Annotated in this window: 17 protein-coding genes; 3 read left to right on the top strand and 14 right to left on the bottom strand. The window is 61.6% G+C overall.

All coding sequences use genetic code 11. From position 1 onward, the window contains the following. The 13 genes from panB to EPN96_05815 form a co-directional block, all read right to left on the bottom strand. The gene (gene panB / locus EPN96_05875; protein TAL17353.1) at positions 1-798 is read right to left on the bottom strand and encodes a 3-methyl-2-oxobutanoate hydroxymethyltransferase; all 798 of its coding nucleotides are present in this window, start codon (positions 796-798) and stop codon (positions 1-3) included. After that, positions 786-1,721, bottom strand: coding sequence for a 2-dehydropantoate 2-reductase (locus EPN96_05870; protein TAL17352.1), 936 nt, complete (start codon positions 1,719-1,721; stop codon positions 786-788). Before EPN96_05870 ends, panB begins: the two co-directional genes overlap by 13 nt. Before the next feature lie 37 nt (positions 1,722-1,758). Then, entirely contained in the window at positions 1,759-2,769 is a 1,011-nt protein-coding gene (locus tag EPN96_05865) for a hypothetical protein (protein ID TAL17351.1), read from the bottom strand. A 4-nt stretch (positions 2,770-2,773) separates the two neighbouring features. Next, on the bottom strand, positions 2,774-4,171 hold the full coding sequence (argH, locus tag EPN96_05860; GenBank protein TAL17350.1) for an argininosuccinate lyase: 1,398 nt from the start codon (positions 4,169-4,171) through the stop codon (positions 2,774-2,776). A 15-nt stretch (positions 4,172-4,186) separates the two neighbouring features. After that, positions 4,187-5,392 carry an argininosuccinate synthase gene (locus EPN96_05855; GenBank protein TAL17349.1) on the bottom strand — a complete coding sequence of 402 codons (1,206 nt, stop codon included), beginning with the start codon at positions 5,390-5,392 and terminating at the stop codon, positions 4,187-4,189. Positions 5,393-5,444: 52 nt separating this feature from the next. Continuing rightward, positions 5,445-6,356: an ornithine carbamoyltransferase gene (gene argF, locus EPN96_05850; protein ID TAL17348.1), complete on the bottom strand. Its 912-nt coding sequence runs from the start codon at positions 6,354-6,356 to the stop codon at positions 5,445-5,447. Position 6,357: 1 nt separating this feature from the next. Then, positions 6,358-7,563 (bottom strand): acetylornithine transaminase, encoded by a 1,206-nt coding sequence (locus tag EPN96_05845; GenBank protein ID TAL17347.1) that lies wholly within the window; start codon positions 7,561-7,563, stop codon positions 6,358-6,360. 3 nt (positions 7,564-7,566) lie between these two features. After that, entirely contained in the window at positions 7,567-8,430 is an 864-nt protein-coding gene (gene argB, locus EPN96_05840; GenBank protein TAL17346.1) for an acetylglutamate kinase, read from the bottom strand. Positions 8,431-8,441: 11 nt separating this feature from the next. Next, a complete protein-coding gene (hslU, locus tag EPN96_05835) occupies positions 8,442-9,758 on the bottom strand; it encodes an ATP-dependent protease ATPase subunit HslU (protein ID TAL17345.1) in 1,317 nt (438 codons plus the stop codon). 1 nt (position 9,759) lies between these two features. Further along, positions 9,760-10,308 (bottom strand): ATP-dependent protease subunit HslV, encoded by a 549-nt coding sequence (gene hslV / locus EPN96_05830; GenBank protein TAL17344.1) that lies wholly within the window; start codon positions 10,306-10,308, stop codon positions 9,760-9,762. Positions 10,309-10,531: 223 nt separating this feature from the next. Next, complete coding sequence (locus EPN96_05825) at positions 10,532-11,461, bottom strand: tyrosine recombinase XerC (GenBank protein TAL17343.1); 930 nt, start codon at positions 11,459-11,461, stop codon at positions 10,532-10,534. A 154-nt stretch (positions 11,462-11,615) separates the two neighbouring features. Further along, positions 11,616-14,543: a hypothetical protein gene (locus EPN96_05820; protein TAL17342.1), complete on the bottom strand. Its 2,928-nt coding sequence runs from the start codon at positions 14,541-14,543 to the stop codon at positions 11,616-11,618. Continuing rightward, positions 14,540-15,829 (bottom strand): DNA repair exonuclease, encoded by a 1,290-nt coding sequence (locus EPN96_05815; GenBank protein ID TAL17341.1) that lies wholly within the window; start codon positions 15,827-15,829, stop codon positions 14,540-14,542. Before EPN96_05815 ends, EPN96_05820 begins: the two co-directional genes overlap by 4 nt. A gap of 103 nt (positions 15,830-15,932) precedes the next feature. Between EPN96_05815 and EPN96_05810 the strand changes: the two genes are divergently transcribed. The 3 genes from EPN96_05810 (at position 15,933) to EPN96_05800 (ending at position 18,278) form a co-directional block, all read left to right on the top strand. Then, the gene (locus EPN96_05810) at positions 15,933-16,394 is read left to right on the top strand and encodes a YbaK/EbsC family protein (protein ID TAL17340.1); all 462 of its coding nucleotides are present in this window, start codon (positions 15,933-15,935) and stop codon (positions 16,392-16,394) included. Between the two features lie 78 nt (positions 16,395-16,472). Further along, a complete protein-coding gene (gene aroF, locus EPN96_05805) occupies positions 16,473-17,486 on the top strand; it encodes a 3-deoxy-7-phosphoheptulonate synthase (protein ID TAL17339.1) in 1,014 nt (337 codons plus the stop codon). Between the two features lie 36 nt (positions 17,487-17,522). Next, the gene (locus tag EPN96_05800; protein TAL17338.1) at positions 17,523-18,278 is read left to right on the top strand and encodes a hypothetical protein; all 756 of its coding nucleotides are present in this window, start codon (positions 17,523-17,525) and stop codon (positions 18,276-18,278) included. Positions 18,279-18,523: 245 nt separating this feature from the next. Here the strand turns inward: EPN96_05800 and EPN96_05795 are convergent, their stop codons facing one another. Further along, positions 18,524-18,865, bottom strand: coding sequence for a hypothetical protein (locus tag EPN96_05795; GenBank protein TAL17337.1), 342 nt, complete (start codon positions 18,863-18,865; stop codon positions 18,524-18,526). Positions 18,866-18,960: the final 95 nt, after the last annotated feature.

Here is an 18,960-nt window from a genome sequence, read left to right as displayed (position 1 = left end):
CTAGAACTGGTGCTCTTCGCCGGGGAAAGTGCGGTTTTCCACTTCTTCTTTGTATTTTTTCAGGGCTTCTTTTATTCCGAGCGAGGCGTCGAAGTACTTTTTTACGAATTTGGGGGTGAACCGGTCGTACAGTCCCGTCATGTCGTGGAAGACCAGCACCTGACCGTCGCAGTGGGGCCCGGCGCCTATGCCGACGGTGGGGATCGAGACCTCACTCGTGATTTTCGCCGCCAGCGTCGAGGGGACGCACTCGATGACTATCCCGAAGGCCCCCGCCGCTTCGAGGGCTTTGGCGTCCTCGACGAGCCGGAGCGCCGTCTGGGTGTCGCGCCCCTGAACCTTGAAGCCGCCAAGCTGCCCCGCCGTCTGGGGGGTGAGCCCGATGTGGCCGAACACCGGAATCCCAGCCCTGACAATCGCCGCCACCGCGGCGGCCTGATGCACGCCGCCCTCCAGCTTTACCGCGTCGGCGCGCCCTTCCTTTAAGAACCTCCCGGCGTTTCGCACCGCCTCCTCCACGCTGACCTGATAGGACAGGAAGGGCATGTCGGCGATCACCATCGCGCTTTGGGTCCCTCGCGCCGCCGCCGCCGTGTGGTGGAGCATCTCCTCCATCGTCACGGAGACGGTGTCGGGGTAGCCGAGGCAGACCATTCCGAGGCTGTCGCCCACGAGGACCACGTCGATTCCCGCCGAATCGACGAGTTTCGCCGTCGGGTAGTCGTAGGCGGTGACCATCGTTATAGGCGGGCCCTTTCTTTTGCGGGCCAAGAGGTCGGGGGCGGTTATTTTCGGCATGGCTGTATCCTCCCGGCTTTTACAAGCGCAGTGACGAGTCTCGTGAGAGTCATGTTGACGGGGCAGGGGACACCGGCCTTCTGCCCGAGGCGCGCCACGGCGCCGTTTATGAAGTCAATCTCGGTGGGGTTGCCTCTTTCGAGGTCCTGAAGCATGCTGGAGCGGTTTTCTCCTGTGGCCTTTGCGACCCCGAGAACCCAGCTTACCACTTCCTCCTCCTCGCCGAGGTCTATCTCCAGACTTTGAGCGACGCGGACGGTTTCCCTCACCGCCAGCGCCGAGAGTTCGGCGGCCTCGGTAATTTCGGGTATGAGGCCGTTTCGCACACCCAGAATAGCGGTGAGCGCGTTGATGCCGCAGTTCGCGGCGAGCTTTTTCCAGACGTGGGGCTGGATGTCGGAGGTGAAGCGGACGGGTATCTTCGAGGAGGCGAAGATATCGGAAAAACGAAGGCCGATGTTGCCCTTAGGCGAGGCGGGGCCGATGATTGTCTCTCCCGCCCCCCCGTGGCGAACCTCTCCGGGACCGAGTAAGGTCGCCCCTTGCGCCGTGACCCCTACGAGAACACGCTTTGCGCCGAGTTCCTCGCAGAGTATCTCAGCGCCGCCGAGGCCGTTCTGAAGGGTCAGCACAGCCGAGTCGGGGCCCATGAGTGCTCCGGCCGTTTTAGCGGCTTCGCGGGTGTCGGCGGATTTTACGGTGACGAGGACGAGATCGAAGGGTTCTTCGCGAAAAGGAGGGGCTATAGCGCGGACTGGAACCACGGAGAGCGCTTCCCCCTCCCACAGACGCAGCCCCCCGGCGTTAATCTTTTCGGCGCGCGCGGAGTCGCGGTCCACGAGGCGGACGAAGTGCCCCGAGCGGGCAAGCAGCGCGGCGAAGAGGGAGCCAAGAGCTCCGGGTCCGATGATGGCGATCCTCACGGTTTCACCTCAATTTCGGCACATGCCTGTAAACCGGTTATTTTGTACTTTCGTCTTTTCGCTCGGGAACTTTCACCCTAGCCACCGGAGACATCCCGCTTTCGTTTCCCGCTTCGTCCACTCCCGTGCACCCGTAGAGATACGTGGCGCCGGGGGTTGCGGTGTTGTCCAGATAAAAACTTTCGCCGCCGGGAACCTCGGCGAGCTTTGCAAGCTCCCCTTCGGCAGGGGCGCGGTAAATTAAGACCCTGGCGTAAGGCTCTCCCTGCGGGGCCATCCACATCAGCCGCACGGCCGCACCCTCTATAAAGACCGCCAGCTCCTTCGGCGGAAGAGGCGGCTCGGCGTCGCGGGGGGTGAGGTCAAAGTAGACGAGAGCGGACTCTATTCTCCACCCCTGCGGAGTTATCGCCGAAGTCCTGAAAGCGAGTTTCACGGTTTCACCGTTCTTGAACCCCGTCAGCCGGGCTTCGGTCTTCCCCTCCTCCAGAACGGCGGCGAGCTTGTCGTCCGGCCCGTAGACGGTGATCCCCTCGTAGTGGATAGTGGGGTCGGGCATCGAATACCTTACCGTCGCCCCGCCGTCCGCCGGGATAATCTCAACAACAGGTTTTTCAATCTTGTACCAGGTCGCCGCGACCGGCGCGGAGGGGGCGCTTGACCTTCCCCGCTCGTCTCTGGCGTAGACGCGGTAGCTGTAGGATTTTCCCGGCTCGGCGGAAGCGTCCGTCCACGAATAGAGCGCAGCTTCTCCCTGCGAAGGGAGCTGGCCCGCTTCCGAGTAGCTTCCGGCGCAGGTGGCGCAGTCCTCGCTCCCCTCCGGAAGCGGGGCTCTTTCGATGTAAAACGAGGCAGCCTCCCCCGGCCCGCCCGCGAGGGTGCGCGAAGGCATCGACCACGCTACGGTAAGGCCGTCTTCCCTTCCCCTCGCCACGAGGTCCCTCGGGTTTCCGAGGAGCGACACTCCCGGCGGGATCGGGTCGCCCATCCTCCCGCAGGAGAGGGGAGCCATAAAGAGGAAAAGGGCGGCGAGGAAGCGGAGCTTCAACTTGTCAGGCGCTTCTGGGCCAGAGCGCGTCGAGCCGGAGGAGGGCTTTTTCGCTCTCGGCGCGGACGTTTTCCGGCGCGGGGCCTCCGGCTGCTTTCCGGGCGGAGACGCTCCTCTCGATGGAGAGGGCGTCGTAGATGTCCTCCTCGATGAGCGGCGAGAACTCCCTTAGCCGGTCGAGGGTAAGCTCCTCCAGGCCGATGGAGCGCTCCTCGCAGTGGGACACGGCCTTGCCCGCCACTTCGTGCGCCTCCCTGAAGGGCATACCCTTTTTCGCGAGGTAGTCGGCGAGGTCTGTGGCGTTTACGAAACCAGCCTTCAAGGCCTCTCCGGCGCGGCCGGGGTTTATGGCGAGGGAGCGGACCATCTCGATGGTAATCGCCAGCGAGCCCTTGACGGTGTCGAGGGAGTCGAAGACAGGCTCCTTGTCCTCCTGCATGTCCTTGTTGTAGGCCAGAGGCAGGGATTTCATGGTGGTGAGGAGCGCGGAGAGGTTTCCGTTGACCCTCCCTACCTTCCCGCGAAGAAGCTCCGGCACGTCGGGGTTCTTCTTCTGGGGCATTATCGAGGAGCCGGTGCAAAAACCGTCGGAGAGGGTTATGAAGCGGAACTCCTGGCTCGACCAGAGGACCAGTTCCTCGCTCAGCCGGGAGAGGTGGGTCATTATCACCGAGCAGTTGAAGAGAAATTCGAGGGCGAAATCCCTGTCGGAGACCGCGTCGAGGCTGTTTCGGCATATCTCGCCGAAACCCAGTTCCCGCGCCACCATCTCGCGGTCGAGGGGGTAGGGGGTTCCGGCCAGCGCGCCCGCGCCGAGGGGCGAGCGGCGGGTTCTTTCGAGGGTGTCCTTCATCCTCTCGACGTCCCGTAGGAACATCTCGAAGTAGGCAAGCCAGTGGTGGCCGAAGGTCACCGGCTGGGCCCGCTGGAGGTGGGTGTAGCCGGGGAGGAGAACGCCGGATTCCCTTCCCGCCCTCTCGGCGAAGGTCTCGCAGAGCCCCCGCAGGAGGTCGAGAACGAGGGTTATCTCGTCGGAGAGGTAGAGGCGCAGGTCGAGCGCTACCTGATCGTTTCTGCTCCTGCCGGTGTGGAGTTTTCCCCCGACCGGCCCGACCAGTTCCGTGAGTTTCTTCTCCACCGCCATGTGGATGTCTTCGAGAGAGACGGGGAAGTCGACCTCGCCGCGCTCGATCGCCTTTTCCACCTCGCCGAGGCCGTCGACGAGGGTTTTCGCCTCGGCTTCGGTGAGCACCCCCACCTTCGCCAGCATCCGGGCGTGCGCCTTCGACCCCCGGATGTCCTGACGGTACATCCTCTTGTCGAAAGCTATGGAAGCCGTGAAGATCTCGACGATCTTCAACGTCTCCTCGCAAAATCTCCCTCCCCAGGGTTTCTCGGCCATTTTAATTCCCTCTTGTCAGCCCAGAAGTTTCTTCATGAGGCGCAGGCGCAGGGCGTTCAGCTTGATGAAGCCGGTGGCGTCGGCCTGATTGTAGACCGTGTCCTTTTCAAAGGTGGCGGTCTCGGGATCGAAGAGGGTGTTGGGGCTCTGGCGTCCGGCGACGATGCAGTTGCCCTTGTAGAGCTTAATGCGCGCTGTGCCGGTGACGTTCTTCTGCGTCTGGTCCATGAAGACCTGCAGGGCTTCCCTCTCGGGCGCGAACCAGAAGCCGTTGTAGACGAGGCGGGCGTACTGGGGCACGAGGCCGTCGCGCATGTGCATAACCTCGCGGTCCATCGTCAGCGACTCGACCGCCTTGTGCGCGGCGCGGAGGATGGTGCCGCCGGGGGTCTCGTAGACGCCTCTCGACTTCATGCCCACGAAGCGGTTCTCCACGATGTCCACCCTGCCGACGCCGTTTCTGCCGCCGATCTCGTTGAGCTTCTTCAAAAGGGCGGCGGGGGCCAGCTTCTTGCCGTTGACCTTCACCGGATTGCCGCTCTTGAACTCGATCTCGACGTACTCGGGGGTGTCGGGGGCCTCCTCGGGGCTGGTCGAGAGGATGAACATGTCCTCGGAGGGCTCGTTCCAGGGATTTTCAAGGATTCCGCCCTCGAAGGAGATGTGGAGAAGGTTCCTGTCGCTGGAGTAAGGCTTCGCCTTGGTGACGGGCACCGGGATGTTGTGCTTTTTGGCGTAGGCGATAAGCTGCTCGCGGCTGCCCAGCTTCCACTCGCGCCAGGGGGCGATTATCCTGATGTCGGGGGCCAGCGCGTAGGCGGTGAGCTCGAAGCGCACCTGATCGTTGCCCTTGCCGGTGGCTCCGTGGCTTATGGCGTCGGCTCCCTCCATCTGGGCTATCTCGACTAGGCGCTTTCCGATGAGGGGGCGGGCGATGGAGGTCCCGAGAAGGTAGTAGGACTCGTAGATCGCCCCGGCGCGGAACATAGGGAAGACGAAATCGCGCACGAACTCCTCGCGGAGGTCTTCTATGTAGATCTTGGAAGCGCCGGTTTTCTTGGCTTTTTCGTCGAGTCCTGCAAGCTCCTCTTCCTGCCCGAGGTCGGCCGCAAAACAGACGACTTCGCAGCCGTATTCCTCTATGAGCCAGCGCAGGATGATGGAAGTGTCGAGTCCGCCGGAGTAAGCCAGAACGACCTTTTTCACCTTGGATTTAGCCATCTTGAAACCTTCCTTAATGCAGTGGAGCCGGGCGGTGTACGCCGGGCGGTTTCTAATAATTGAAGAGAGTTACCATAATAGCCTTCTGTATATGAAGGCGGTTTTCGGCCTGATCCCAAACCGCCGAGCGGCTCGATTCCATCACTCCGTCGCTCACCTCCTCGCCCCGGTATGCCGGGAGGCAGTGGAGGAAGATCGAGCGGTCGGAGGCGAGGGAGAGGAGCCTTTCGTCCACCATGTAGCCCGCGAAGTCGTGCTTTCGCTTCTCCTTTTCCTCCTCCTGCCCCATCGAGGTCCACACGTCGGTGGTGACCACGTCCGCCCCCCGCACGGCCTCCGCCGGGAAGGAACAGAGGGATATTTTCGCCCCGGCCTCTTTCGCCGGTCCGATTATCGCGGGGCTCGGGAGGTATCCCGGCGGGCAGGCGAGGCGAAGCGTAAAGCCCATCGCCGCCGCCGCCTCTATCCAGGAGTGGGACATATTGTTCCCGTCGCCGACCCACGCGACGGTGATTCCTTCGAGGGTTCCGAGGCGCTCGATCACGGTCTGGAGGTCGGCCATCACCTGACAGGGGTGGAGGCGGTCGGTGAGGCCGTTGATAACAGGCACCGAACCCCAGCGCGCCAGCTCCTCGACGTTCTCGTGGGAATAGGTTCGTATCATCAGCATGTCCACGTAGCGCGAGAGGACGCGGGCGGTGTCCTTTATCGGCTCCCCGCGCCCTATCTGCGTGTCGCGGGGCGACAAAAAGATGGCGTGGCCCCCGAGCTGCGTCATTCCGACCTCGAAGGAGACGCGGGTGCGCGTAGAGGACTTGTCGAAGAGCATGCCGAGGGTCTTTCCGGCCAGCAGCTTGTGGGGAACGCCTTCGAGCTGCTTTTTCTTCAACTCCGCCGCGAAAGAGAGAATCTCCAGAAGTTCGTCCCTCGAAAAATCCTGAAGGCTCAGAAAATGTCTGATCATTTTATATTTTCCTTCCCGCCGAAAGGGTCTTTTCGAGGGCCGCGACAAGAGCGTCCACCTCTTTTTTAGTTACGATAAGCGGCGGAGCGAACCGAAGCACGCTCTCCCCCGCCGTTCCTGTCAGAAAGCCTTCCGCCATCAGCTCCTTCACTACCGATACCGCCGGGAGGGAAGGGGCCAGTTCGAGGCCCAAGAGAAGTCCCCGCCCTCTCGCAGCCCGCGCCACGGGGAATTTTTTCGCCAGAGAGGAGAGCTTTTCCAGAAAGTACGCCCCGGTCTCCCGGCAGTTCGCGAGGAGGTTCTCTTCCTCCAGCGCCTTCATGGCGGCGAGCCCCGCGGAGGCCGAAAGGGGGTTGCCGCCGAAAGTGGTGGCGTGGGTCCCCGGAACGAAATGCTCCGCTACCGCCGAGGTCGCGAGCAGCGCCCCCAGGGGCACTCCCCCGCCGAGACCCTTGGCCATTGTCGCCATGTCGGGGGTTACCCCCTCGCCTTCGCTTGCGAGAAAGGTTCCGGTTCTCCCGGCCCCGGTCTGCACCTCGTCGAAGATGAGAAGCGCGCCCTTTTTGTCGCAGAGCTCCCGCACCTTCGCCAGATACCCCGGCGAGGGAACCCGGACGCCTCCCTCGCCCTGAACGGGTTCGAGGATTACGGCGGCGGTGGTCTCGCCGACCACGCTTTCAAGGGCGAGGAGGTCGTCGTAGGCGACGTGGATAAACCCCTCGGGAAGGGGGGAAAACCCCTTCTTCACCTTCTCCTGCCCGGTGGCGGTGAGGGTGGCCAGCGTTCTGCCGTGAAAGCTCATCGTGGCGCTCACGACAATCTGCCGCCTCACCTCGCACCGGTCGAAGTGGTACTTCCGGGCCAGCTTTATGGCTCCCTCGTTCGCCTCCGCGCCGGAGTTGCAGAAAAAGACCCTGTCGGCGAAGGTGTGGGAGGTCAGCCACTGGGCGAGGAGCGCCTGCGGCTCTATGTGGTAGAGGTTGGAGACGTGGAGGAGCTTGCCCGCCTGAAGGGTGATAGCCTCGGTGACCTTCGGGTGGCAGTGGCCGAGGTTGCAGACGGCTATGCCCGCCAGAAAATCAAGGTACTCCTTCCCGTCGGCGTCCCAGACCTTCATCCCCGCCCCCCGCACAAGCGCGATGGGGAACCGGGCGTAGGTGTTCATTATGTGCTTTTCGCCAAGGGCGATAATTTCGGAATTATTCATAATTTACTCCGTTATTTCCGTGCCCACTCCGCCTTTGGTGAAGATTTCCAGCAGCACCGCGTGGCGGATGCGGCCATCGATGATGTGAACCTTTCTCACTCCCGAATCGATGGCGTCCACGGCGCAGCGGACCTTGGGGATCATGCCGCCGCCGATAACTCCTTTGGCGATGAACCCCTCCACCTCCCCTCTGTGCAGCGAGGGAATCAGCTTCCCTTCGCTGTCGAGGATTCCCGCGACGTCGGTCATGAGGACGAGCTTTTCAGCCTTGAGCGCCCCAGCCACCGAACCCGCCACGAGGTCCGCGTTGATATTGTAGGTTTCCCCCTTCGGCCCCACGCCGATGGGGGCGATTACGGGGACGAAGCCGCCGGCGTCGAGGGTCTCGATTATCCCGGCGTTGACCTCCTCGACCTCGCCCACCGCGCCTATGTCGATAAGCTCGCTTCCCTTTTTGACGTAGAGCTTTTTCGCCCGGACGAGGCCGCCGTCCTTGCCGGTCAGCCCGGCGGCCTTGCCGCCGTGAAGGCCGATCATGGAGACGATCTCCTTGTTTATCATCCCCCCGAGGACCATCTCGACCACGGCCATCGTCTGCTCGTCGGTGACCCTCATACCCTCCACGAAGGAGGACTTTATCTCCATCCTGTCGAGAAAGGCGTTTATCTGGGGGCCTCCGCCGTGGACGATAATGGGGTTCATGCCGATGTATTTCATCAGGACTACGTCGCGGGCGAAGGATTCCTTCAGGTCGTCCGCTATCATGGCGTGGCCGCCGTACTTTATGACCACGGCCTTGCCGTAGAATTCCCTTATGTAGGGCAGGGCTTCCTGAAGAACGGAGGCCTTTTCGATGAGTTTTTGCAAAGCTATCTCCCTTACAGAATAAAGCGGCTCAAATCCGCGTCGGCGGCGATATCCCCGAGCCTCGACCTGACGTAATCGCGGTCGATGGTAATGGAGCCGCCGCCCAGGTCGGGAGCCTTGTAGCTCACCTCCTCGAGAACCTTTTCGACCACGGTGTGGAGCCGCCTCGCCCCGATGTTTTCCGTCCGGTCGTTGACCTCCACCGCCACCGAGGCCAGCTCGTCGATCCCGTCCTCCGCGAAGGAGAGGGTTATCCCCTCCGTGGAGAGAAGGGCGGTGTACTGGCGGACCAGCGAGTTTTGCGGCTCCGTCAGTATCCTCACGAAATCGTCCCTGGTCAGGGAACTCAGCTCCACCCGTATCGGGAAGCGCCCCTGTAGCTCGGGGATGAGATCGGAGGGCTTCGATATGTGGAACGCTCCCGCGGCGATGAAGAGTATGTGATCGGTCCTCACCGTGCCGTACTTGGTCTGCACCGAGCTTCCCTCAACTATCGGGAGTATGTCGCGCTGAACCCCCTCGCGCGATACGTCCGGCCCCCGCCCCGCGTCGCTTCGCGAGGCGATCTTGTCTATCTCGTCGATGAAGATTATCCCGTCGTTCTGGGCGCGGTCGAGGGCGATCTCCACCACGCTCTCGTTGTCCACCAGCCTTGCGGCCTCTTGAGCGGTGATGGTCTTTCTGGCGTCGCCTATCTTCATCATCTTTTTCACGGACTTTTTGTTGCCCGTCAGGGAGCCGAAAAGTTCCTGGAGCTGGTCGCCTATCTGGTCCATCCCGCCCTGCATGATTTCTATGCGCGGCCCCTGCGAAGAAGCCTCCATCTCCACCTCGACCTCGCGCTCTTCCAGCTTCCCGTCGCGAAGGAGGGAGCGGAGCTTGTCCCTCGTAGAGGAATCGTCGCCCGGCTTCGAGGAAGGCAGGAGCAGGTCGAGGAGCTTTTCCTCGGCCAGTTCCTCGGCCTGAGAGTAAACCCTCTCCTCCTCCTCTTCGCGGACGAGCTGCACCGATTCGCGGACGAGGTCGCGTATCATCGATTCCACGTCGCGGCCGACGTACCCCACCTCGGTGAACTTCGAGGCCTCGACCTTGATGAAGGGAGCGCGGGCCAGCTTCGCCAGCCTTCTGGCTATCTCCGTCTTGCCGACGCCGGTGGGGCCGATGAGAAGGATATTTTTCGGCGTTATCTCCTCGCGGAGGTTCTCCTCCACGTGGCGGCGCCGCCAGCGGTTCCGAAGAGCGATGGCCACGGCCTTTTTCGCCTTGTCCTGCCCCACAATGTAGCGGTCGAGCTCGCTGACTACCTCGCGGGGGGTGAATGTCTGCATGTCACTGCTCCAGCTTGAGAAGCTCGATGTTTGAATTGGTGTAGATGCATATCCTCGCCGCCATGAGTAGCGCCTCGGCTGCTATCTTCTCCGGCGTGTAATCCGTGTGCTCGTAAAGGGCCAGCCCCGAGGAAAGGGCGAAAGGCCCGCCCGAGCCTATGGCGGCAACACCCTCGGTAGGCTCGACCACGTCGCCGGTGCCGGAGAGGATGAGGGTCGCCTCCTTGTCGGCGATGAGCAGCATCGCCTCCAGCCTTCTGAGGTACTTGTCGGTGCGCCAGTCTTTCGCCAGTTCTACCGCCGCCCGCCGGAGGTTTCCCCGATGCACGTCGAGCTTGCCCTCGAACCGCTCTATGAGGGTGAAGGCGTCCGCCGTTGCCCCCGCGAAACCGGCCAGCACCTTTCCCCCGAGGAGGTGGCGGACCTTCTTTGCGTTTCCCTTGAGGATCGTCGCGCCGAAGGTGACCTGGCCGTCCCCGGCCATGGCTACCTCTTCGCCTTTCCTTACGCAAACGATGGTCGTACCGTGAAATTTCGCCTGTTCTTCCATTTCCTCTTCTCCAGTCCGGCTTCTCTTTCGGCTATGCCTGCCCCCGGAAGTATTTACCGGGGGTCGTTTCTCGTGCGCGCTCCTCGCCGTATAAACGATACTGTCTCGTAGCGCGCCCTGCGGACTCCTTGCCCTTCACCGAAATAGTATGCCGGATTTAAAAACAAACCCTGCTCCCCGATCCTTCCGAGGGGGAGGCTCTCTTTGCGTTGCCCGTGGTCCCCTAAGCTCTGGGGTGAGCCTTGTCGTAAACCTCCATAAGCTTTTCGATGCCGAGATGGGTGTACTTCTGCGTCGTCGAAAGGCTCTTGTGGCCCAGCAACTCCTGAATGCCCCTGAGGTCAGCCCCGCCTCCGAGGAGATGGGTCGCGAAGGTGTGACGGAGGGTGTGGGGGCTTACCCTGCGCGAAATCGCCGCCCGCATCAGCCACTCGTTAAGTATCCGCCGGACGCTCCGGTCGGTCAGCCTTCCTCCCCTCGCGTTCAGGAAGACCGGCGCTTCGTAATCGGGGGGAAACCCCGCTTCCCTGCGCTCCCGGAAGTACTCCGACACGGCCTTCGCCGAGGGAGAGGTGAGCACCACCTCCCGTTCGACCTTCCCCTTGCCCTTGACCCTGGCGGTAAGGTTCGTCAGGTCGAGGTCCTTCACGCTGAGCGCCGTAAGCTCGCTCACGCGGACGCCGGTTGCGTAGAGAAGCTCCAGAATCGCCTTGTCCCTCGCCCCCGAAAGCCCCTCCTCCCTCACGCTGTCGAGGAGCAGGAAAACCTCGTCCACGGGCATGAACTCCGGCAGCTTTTTCGGCAGCTTCGGCGAGGCCACCGTCTCCGCCGGGCTCGATCCCAGATGACCCTCCCTCACCAGATACTTGAAGAAGGATTTTATGGCGCAAAGGTTCCTCTGCATCGAGGATTTCATGTGCGTCAGGTGCATGGAGCCCACGTAGGCCCGCACGTCTCCCGGCTCGATCTTCGACCAGAGGGCGGCGCCCTTCTCCTCGCCCGAGGCCGTTTTCGCAGCGAAGGCTTCGAGGTCGCGCCGGTAGTTCCGCACCGTGTGCGCCGAGGCGTTCCGCTCATAGGTGAGGTGCGAGCAGAACTCCTCTATGAGGGGGTCGGTTCTGCGCACCGGATTTTCTTCGCCGCCGCTTTTCATCTACGCCCTCTTGATTTTCCGCCGAGGGGAAACAAGTAGTTTAACACACTTGCGCGGGGGTACAACACTTTTGGGTGAGGCTACTGGAAATCTGCCGCGAGTCCCGGCTTCCTCTTTCGGGGAATGGCTGCGCCGGGGGGCGGATGACGGGAGCTCAGGAGGGCAGGGAAGGGGGGCCTAGTTCAAAAAAGTTTGCGGTAATGCCGGAGTTTTTTATCCTCCCGACGGTCTCCGGGTGGCAGGTGAAGAGGATGGCCTGTCCGTCTCCGGCGTAGTCGGCGACGGCGCGCAGGGACGCTGCCGCCCTTGCCGGATCGAAGTTCACGAAAACGTCGTCGAGGATAAGGGGGAGGCGGCCTGTTTTTTCTCCGAAATCGTGGGCCAGAGCGAGGCGGAGGGAGAGGTAAAGCTCCTCTTTCGTCCCCCGGGAGAGCTGCCCGGTCAAAAGCCGTTCCCCGTCAAATTTTACAGCGGCCAGATCGGGCTTTTCCCCTTCCTGCGAGGGCAGAATCCGCATAAAGCGCCCGCCGGTTATCTGTGAAAGGATTTTGGAGGCTTTTTCGAGGACCGCCGGCTGCCTTTCCAGCGTGTATTTGTCCAGAGAGGCGCGGATGAGGCTCTTCGCGAGGGATAAAATTCGCCATCGCCGGGCACTGTCGAGGATTTCGGCTCTCAGGGACTCGATTTTCTGCGCAAGCCCGGCCATTTCGGAGGAAGATTCGATGCTCTCCATCTGTACGCTAATGCGTCCGAACCTTTGCCTCGCGTCGCCAAGAGCCGCTTCAAGCTCTCTTGTTTTTTCCTTCGTTTCGGCAAGCTCGATTTCCCACTGAACCTTCTGTCCCAGAGAAAGGGCGCTGAGAATGGCTTTAGCGGCTTCGCCTTCCCCCAGGCTTTCGGTAATCTGCGCCTCGCAGAGGGCCATTTCCTTTTTCAGGTCGCGCGCCTGCGCGTAAAGGGAGGCCGAAGCCCTGAACCCCTGCGCGTCGGCGGTTCCGGCGGAGACGAGCAGTTTGTCCAGCCTGTCTTGGGCTCCTGCGAACGCGGCGGACAGCCTTTCAAGCTCCTCCTCTTCTCCCCCAAGGGCGGACCGGAGGCGGTTTTTCTCTTCCAGCGCTTCTCTGGCCTCCGCAGCTTTCTCATACGCAAGCTCGATAGCGTCAAGGAGCGGTTCGCTGCGGTTTTGTGCGGCAAACCTCTCCCCGAGGGACGACAGGGTCTTTGCGGCCGCCTCTTCCCAGTCCGCCGACTCTTCGCGCAGCTTTTCGGCGTACCCGGCTTTAAGTTTTGCGTTTGCAAGGGCGTTTCTCGCCCTTTCGCCCTCGCGCAGAAGCTCCAGAAAGGTTGCAGGAGGGTAATCGCCTCCGCCGAGGGCGGAAGATTCTTCCTTCCAGTCTTCCGTCAGTCTGTCGAGAAGTTCTTCTGCGCTCGCCAGACCGGCTTTTGCGGCGTGAAGACCGGCCTCGCAGGCTTTAACTTCTCCAAAACGCCGGAGTTCGGCTTCGACGCGCTCGATTTCGCCCGGAGTGGGGAGGGGGGGTAGGCCGAAGAACGCGGCGGAAGCGGCCACCTGCTTTGCGAGGCGTTTTTTGTCGCGCGAGTTCAGGAAATAAAGCGTTGCCGCGGCGATCAGGAGCGCGGCCGCAGGGAAAGCGGCCAAAGGCGCAAGGGCTGCTCCGGCCGCAAGCGCGACGCCGAGAAGCGCGCAGATCAGTATAAAAGGCGGCGGCGGAGCGTCGCGCCGTTCGCGGGCTTGGCGGGCGGGTTCTTTCAGGTCCGCCAGCCTTATCAGCGCTTCCGGGGGGTCCTCGACGCTTATGGAGAGGGGAGGCAGCTTTTCGAGGCCGGTTTTCGCCTCGTCGAGACGCCGCTTTGCTTCGCGCGCGCTTTCCTCGGCGTGCCTGAATTTTTCCGCCCACTCGCGGGCCTTGTTTTCGGACTCGACGCCGAAGGCGAGGCGACCGAGTCTCTCCTCGTCCCAGCCCGCGCCGAGGCGGGCCAGCCCCGCTTTAGCCTCCCTGCCGGCCTTGTCCGCTTCCTCCGCTGCCGCCAGGGCGTTTTTGACTCTTTCGCGATGGACGGGTATCTGCGCGTTGAGAGGCCTCAGAACCGGTTCCGCGGCGGCGAGCCCGAGGTCCGGATCGAGCTGGCCGAGCTGTCTTCGCAGCTTTTCGGCATCCTCCTTCGCCCTGTCGAGGGAGTTGCGGGCATTTTCAACCGCGCTTTCCAGGGTGGCGAGAGTCTCAAGGCCGTTTTGGGGGAATACAGGCGGAGCGCCGAGGTTTGACAGCTCGACCCCGGCGGACTTCTTACGGCTGAACGGTCCCCAGAGGGCTACCAACAGCTCGAGCCGGGCCTTATCGTTGGTCAATATCTCTTTTTCGGCGGTCAATCTTTCGATTTCGACCCTGATCTCATCCGCCTGAATGACTTTTGCTGCGTACCCTTCGGCGTTTTCCTCAAGTTTTTTAAGCTCCGCTTCGAGCGCGCGGAGCTGGGAGAGCGCGTCATTGATCAGCCCGCCGGTTTTTGGCTTCAGGATGGCTTCCATCTCTTTTCTCAGCGAGGATTCGGCGTCTTTCGCCGAGGTCCCCGCCCCGCTCACGCCCGCGCTGAAGAGCTTGTCCCTGATCCTGTCTTTTCCCGCCCTGTCGTCGGCCGTCCTGTTTTCGCCCAGCACCTCGAACTCCGCCAGATCGCCTAAATCGAAGCCGAAGACGGCGCGGTAGCTCTTTTCGTCGAACTCGTGGAGGAGCTTTTTCAGCTCCTCTTCGGTGCCCGCGGTTCCGTCGGGGCGTGTTAGGGAGAAGTTGCTCTTGCCCGGCCTTCTGCTTACGGTCCACCTTTCGCCGCCGCTTTCCAGGAAAACCTTGCCGCCGTGCGCGCCGCCGTTGAGAGCCGGAAGGGGACCGCCCTGCCTGGCCCCCGGAAAGCCGAAGAGGACGCCGCGCAAAAAGGCGAGGAGGGTGGACTTTCCCGCCTCGTTCGGGCCGCAAAAGACGTTGAGCCCCGCTCCCAGGTTTTCCTCACGGTAGCCCGAAAAGACTCCGTAGCCGTCGATCTGCCAGCCGGTGATCTTCATTCGCCGGGCTCCGTCAGCTTTTCGAGGGCGAGATCGCGGGCGGCCAGCAGCTCGGCGAAAAGGTCCTCGCCTTCGGGGGCCGGGGGGGCGAATTTTCTCAATTGCGGCTGTTTACCGTAAAGGTCGCCCCAGCATTCTCTGGAGAAAGCCCCAAGCGCTTCCGCGTCACCTCCGAGGGTCTCGACGAGCCCGATCAGTTCCGCCTCGAAACCCTGCCTTTCCTTAAGCTCGGCTATGTCGATTACCGGAGTAACTTCGACGTCGATCCTGTTCCACCACAAGAGGGGCTCGCTCCCCGCCGCCTCTTCCCTCAATTGGGAAACCAGCTGATCGAGCTCTCCCTGCGCCGTCAGTTCCCCGTAAAGGGCAGTGGCTCCCTTTAAAACGGCTCTGAGGACGACCGGCCTGCCGCCCGCCTCTCTCAGCGCCTCCTCTTTGGCCTTTGAGAGAAGCGAAGAAAGAAAGAGAAGATCGTCTGAACCCTCAAGGGAAACTGTCTTTCTGCTCTGGCGGAGGCAATCGAGGGGGACGAAGTCGAGCTTCGTACTGCGCGCCGCGTCGACCTTCACCACGTAAGCGCCGCGCTCGCCGGTTTCCCTCGGCGAGAGGGCCTGAAGGTTGCCGGGGTAGACGACGGCCGGGTTTTCTTCGCTGATGACGGCGTGGGTGTGGACGTGGCCCAGCGCCCAGTAGTCGAGCCCGGAAGCCCTTAGCGTTTCCAGGGAGGAGGGGGCATAGGGCTGCTGTCCGTCCGCCTTTCCGACGGTAGCGTGGACGAGGCCGATCTGAAAAACATCTTCTTTCGCCCGCTTGAGGAGCGAGGCGAGATCGCCGGTCTCCTCTCGTTTTTTGTAGCTGACTCCGTGAACGAGGGCGAGTTTTTCGCCGTCCCTTTCGACCGGGACTGTCGCAGGCTCCGGCCCGAAAACAGTTACGTTGGGACCGAAGCCGTTCTTTGCCCGCCATTTGTTCAGGAGCTCTTTATAGAGAGGGTCGTGGTTTCCGAGGACGATAAAGACCCGTATCCCCGCCTTGTCCAGCCGTCCGAACCCCCTTTGCAGCGCCAGCGCGGCGCGGATTCCGTGCTCCGGCCCGTCGAAGAGGTCTCCCGCGATAAGCAGAAAGGCGGCTTTTTCGCTGAGGCAAAGCTCTATGAGCGAGTCGAACGCCCTCAGGGTCGCATCGCGCAGGAGCGCCGCCACCTCGGGGTTTTTGGCCAAGACCCCCTTGAAGGGAGTGTCGAGATGCAGGTCGGCGGCATGTATGAAGGTAAAGGGGGTAGTCATAATAGGTGATTGTACACATCGGCGCAGTTTCACTCAACTTCTTGACGGCGCGTAGCGTACCCGCGACAATACATCCGCCTGTAAAATCTGAAACGGAGCAAAAATGCCGACGATAGAAGACGTAAGACTTTTCCTTTCTTCAAAGGGGATAGAGGTGCTGGAGTTCGCCGAGCCCACCCCCACCTCCGAGACCGCCGCCCTCGCGGTGGGGTGCGCGGTGGGGCAGATAGCGAAGACGGTGCTCTTCATCGTCGGCGAAAAGCCCGTCGCGGTGGTGACTTCGGGAGACCTGCGGGTGAAGGGGTCGGCCCTCAAGAGGGCGCTCGGGCTATCGGGCAAGGTCCGCCTCCCCGGCGAGGAGGAGGTCTTCGCCCATACCGGGTACAGGCCGGGAGGCGTCTGCCCCTTTCTCCTTCCGAAGGAGCTTGCCCTCGTCGTCGATTCCTCCATGCGCCGTTTCGGGGTGGTTTACGCCGCCGCCGGCAACGACCACAGCGCCGTTCCGGTCACGGTAGAAAAGCTTCTCGAAGTCACCCACGGCGTCGAAGCCGATGTGTGCGCTTGAGGGGCCGGGGCTATCGTGGTAATTTGGTTTAACCGGGCTGAGGTTTAGTTCCCGGCTTGCGAGGTTTTGGAGAGAGAAATGCTCATCGTGATGGAGCACCACGCGACGCCGGAGCAGCTAAAGACGCTGGTCGCGGCGATAGAGGCGCAGGGCTATAAGGCGCAGCCGATACCGGGGGGCGACCGCGTAGCCGTAGGCGTCCTCGGCAACCACGGCTACGTGGACGAAACTCCCTTTCGCGGCCTCGGCGGGGTGAGGGATTTTATCCACGTCACCAAGCCCTACAAGCTCGTCAGCAGGGATTTTCACCCCGAAGACACCGTCGTAAACGTCGGGGGGGTGAAGATTGGGTGGGGGGAGGAGCCGGTGATAATCGCCGGTCCCTGCGCCATCGAGAGCAGAGAGCAGCTCTTCTCGGCGGCGAAGACCGCTAAGGCTAACGGCGCTTCCATAGTCAGGGGAGGCGCGTTCAAGCCCCGCACCGGCCCCCACACCTTTCAGGGTCTCGGCTACGAGGGCATAAAAATGCTCGGCGAGGTCAAAAAAGAGCTGGGGATTCCGGTAATCACCGAGGTGATGAGGATAGACCAGCTCGAAACCGTCGCCGGATACGTCGATTGCCTACAGATAGGCGCCCGCAACATGCAGAATTTCGACCTCCTGAAGGAGGCCGCCAGGATTAAAAAGCCGATTCTCTTAAAGCGCGGGATGAGCGCGACCCTCGAAGAGTTTCTGGCCGCCGCCGAGTATCTGGTCGCGGGGGGGAACGATCAGGTCATACTTTGCGAGCGCGGGATTCGCACCTTCGAGCGGGCGCTTCGCAACACCCTCGATCTCGGCGTCGTCCCTTACCTGAAAAAGATAACCCACCTGCCGGTGATGGTCGATCCCAGCCACGCCATCGGCATCCGCGAGATAATACCGGTAATCGCCAAGGCCGCCATAGTGGTAGGGGCGGCGGGGGTGATGGTGGAGATGCACCCGGAGCCCGCCCGCGCCCTCTGCGACGGGCCGCAGTCGCTTCCCCCCGAGGGTTTCGCGGCAATGATGAAGGAGATAAAGGCGCTCAAATCCGCGCTTGCGAGTTTCTGACAGGGAAGTAAACCAAAAGACAAAAGGAGGCTTGAGATGAGAAAAAAGATAGCCATAACGGCTTTTGCGGCGCTTTTGACGCCGATAGCCGCCAGCGCGCTTGAAGTGGGCGTTCAGGGGATCTACTGGATGCCCAAGTTCAGCGCGGATCTCGAAATCGACGGCGGGACCAAGTTCAGCGCCACCGACGACTTCGGCGTCGACGACGATCAGGGCATTCCCGGCGTCCGCGCCTTTTTCGGCATCGGCGACCACCACATAAGCGTGAGCGGACAGGCCGCCACCTACGACGGTACCAAGACCATCTCCGAAGACATCTCCTGGGGCGATACGGTTATCGTCAGCGCCGGGCAGAAGGGCTCCTTCACCTACGACTACACCATGATCGACGCGACCTACCAGTACGACCTCATCGACCTCGAAAACGTGGCCGCCGGTTTCTCGCTCGGCCCGGTATTCAACCTCAAGTACCTGGACGGCACGGTCGAGATAGAAAACGAGACCGTCGCCGCCAAAGAAACGCAGGATTTCACCGCGCCGATTCCGATGGTGGGCCTCGGCCTCCACGTCGGCATACTCCTCGACCTTCTCGAAGCCAGGGCGCAGGTCGCCGGTATAGGCTACGGCGGAAACAGGGTGCTCGACGGCCTCGCCGAGATATCCTTCACGCCCTTCCCCTTCCTTGACATAAGCGCCGGTTATCGCATGATGAGCGTCAACATCGATTACAGCGATGTGAAGCTGGAGCTTTCGCAGAGGGGGCCGTATGCGGGGGTAACTCTCTCCTTCTGAGGAAAAACCGGCGCATCCTTTTCGCCCCCGGCGTCGTCATGTCCTCGCTTAAGGGCTCGCCGTAGCGCTGCTACTGCCTCGCCCTCTCGCTGCGGGATTCCTCGCCGGGAACGAAAAACCGCGCCGGGCTTTAAAAGCGAAGGGAAAACTCCTCGCCCGGCGGCAAAATCCTGCGCCGTTTGAAAAAAAGAAAAAGTAAAAAGAAAGGGCCGTCCATTTCGGGGCGGCCCTTTTTTCGTCTGGTGCTAGTTATCTTCTTTTTTCATGCGCATGAACACGTCTTGCGGCCATTTTGCAGCCTCTATCAAAGCCCCGCTGCTTTTCATAACCTGAGTGGTCTCGGGCGCATAGCCGGGCTTTACGAACTTAAGAATTACCTGCTTTGTCTCCAGTCCGAAACCCTGGAGCCAGCCCATCAGTTTGTCGAAATCGTAGTAGAAGGGCGTATTGCCTATCGGCTCGTCTTTCCCTTCGACGAATACTGTAGCGCCTGTAGGCTCCGACCTGATTGCGGTTGTCGTTTTCGAGCATCCGGCAAACATCATAAGCGCTAAAACGCAGACAAGAAACAACCTCGCCTTTTTCATAAACTCGCTCCTTTCAATGATTTGGAGTGGTGGCTTTATGTCGTGGTGCGTAAGAGATAATAAGGTGCTGGAAATAAAGAAGTCTACAGCCTATG

Source organism: bacterium (assembly GCA_004322275.1).
Lineage (GTDB): Bacteria > Desulfobacterota > Deferrisomatia > Deferrisomatales > BM512 > SCTA01.
The sequence above is the reverse complement of the archived record's forward strand: the minus strand, read 5'-3'. Positions and strand labels throughout refer to the sequence as shown.